Here is a 1,843-nt window from a genome sequence, read left to right as displayed (position 1 = left end):
CGCCCCGCGGCGCACCTTGAGCGGCGTGTTGGGCATGCTGCGCACCAGCGGCTGGCCTTCCGGCAGGGCAGCTTCCATGGCGGCGACGGTGACTGCCGCGGCCACGGAAACCACCACGGTCCGCTCATCCAGAGCCGGCGCGATAGTCCGGCACAGGTCCGCGATGCCCGCCGGCTTCACCCCCAGCACGGCTACGTCGGCGCCCTGCACCGCATGGGCGTTGGCCCCCGGGTCGTCTTGTTCCGCCAGCACCGTCAGGCCGGGATAACGTCCGCGCAGTTCCGCGGCGCGTTCGCTGCGGCGCACCGTCGCCGTCACGTTTTCTGCCGGTGTTCCGGAGGCCAGCAGCCCGGCCAGGATGGCCTCGTTCATGGACCCACAGCCTAGGAAAGCGATGCGGCGTGCGGTTGGTGTGTCCGTGGCGTCAGCAGTCATGTCTGCCATTGAATCATGGGGCCGTCATCCGGCGCGTGCCGCCGTTCGGGCGCCCGCGCACACCGGCGGGGAAGAACTCACAGGTGCCGTTCAGGTGTTTAACGGCGTTGTCTCAAGGTCCCCGTCTAGTGTCTTAAACACCTCATCAAGGTGCGAGTGATGATGGACCGGATCTGCTGGTTCCGGTCCAGGCGCCGGCGAACAGCGGTTGACTCCCCCAACCGACCGCAACGTTCGCCGGCGTCGCCATTTAAGCCCTCCACCGTAGCCCCGCCGCGTGACGTGTCCGCGGTTTTGCGCTGCGGCTGCTAACTGCCCACCTTCTCGACGGCGGGGGCCGGCTCCAGCGCCTGCCGCACCAGCATGGTGCCCACGGGACTGACCGGGGCGTCGCTGTCGTAGAGCAGGTGATCGAAGCGTTTGAGGATCAGCCCCTCCCGCAGCGCCCACGGGCAGATCTGCAGCGTCTCGGTCTCGAACATCTCCATCGCCGCCTCGGCGACCATCGCCCCGGCGAGCAGTTGCGGCGCCCGCACCATCGAGACACCCGGCAGATTGACACGGTCGCTGACCGGCATGGCGGCCAGCCGCCGCGTCCACAGGGACAGGTCTGTGCGGTGCAGTTCCCGCCGCACGTACGGGCCGGCGGCCGAGGGTGCGGCCCCGGCGATCCGTGCCAGCGAGCGGAAGGTCTTGGAGGTTCCGACCACCATGTCCGGCCGGCCGTGGGCAGAAATTTCTTCGACCGCGGGAGCCAGCGTCTCGCGGATATACCCGTGCAGGTCCTTGATGCTCTTCACGCTCGGGGGGTCCTCGGGCAGCCACTCCCGGGTCAGCCGGCCCGCTCCCAGCGGCACCGATACGGCGTGTTCGGGCAGTTCGTCGTGGCCGATGGCCATCTCGAAGGAGCCGCCGCCGATGTCCAGGTCCAGGATGGTGCCCGACCCCCAGCCGTACCAGCGGCGGACGGCCACCAGGGTCATGCCGGCCTCCTCGGGGCCGGTCAGCTCCTGCAGCGTGACATTGGCTTCCGCCTTGACCCGGTCCAATACTGCCCTGCCGTTGGTCGCTTCGCGGATGGCGGAGGTGCAGAAGGCCAGCATGTCTTCGGCTCCGTGCAGCCCGGCGAACCGCCAGGCCTCTCGGATAAAGCCGATGAGTTCCTGCTGGCCCTCTTCGCTGATACTGCCGTCGGCATCCAGGTACGCCACCAACGACAGCGGCCGCTTGTGCGAGGCGAAAGGCACCGGCCGGGCACCCGGGCGGGCATCCACCAACAACAAATGCACCGTGTTGGAACCGATGTCGAGAACACCCAGACGCATGTTCATATTATGCAGGCCTGCGGCACGGGCACCGCAAACGGGCACCGGGTCCGGCCCCCACCGCGGCGGGCGGCGGCCGGGGC

The 1,843-nt window shown here is 68.9% G+C and carries 2 protein-coding genes; both read right to left on the bottom strand.

Going from position 1 to position 1,843, the window contains the following annotated elements:
* Window positions 1-435: pyrroline-5-carboxylate reductase family protein (locus AC5RUJ_RS15515; protein WP_494156160.1), on the bottom strand; the 435-nt coding region annotated here is incomplete at its 3' end.
* A gap of 308 nt (window positions 436-743) precedes the next feature.
* Window positions 744-1,760 (bottom strand): Ppx/GppA phosphatase family protein, encoded by a 1,017-nt coding sequence (locus AC5RUJ_RS15510; protein WP_494012836.1) that lies wholly within the window; start codon window positions 1,758-1,760, stop codon window positions 744-746.
* Window positions 1,761-1,843 lie beyond the last annotated feature (83 nt).

The sequence above is a fragment of the Arthrobacter sp. Y3223164 genome (genome assembly GCF_059091005.1).
The sequence above is the reverse complement of the archived record's forward strand: the minus strand, read 5'-3'. Positions and strand labels throughout refer to the sequence as shown.

Bases quoted from the DNA above. Each gene is read 5' to 3' on its own strand.
- AC5RUJ_RS15510 (WP_494012836.1), bottom strand. From the start codon at position 1,760: ATGCGTCTGGGTGTTCTCGACATCGGTTCCAACACGGTGCATTTGTTG.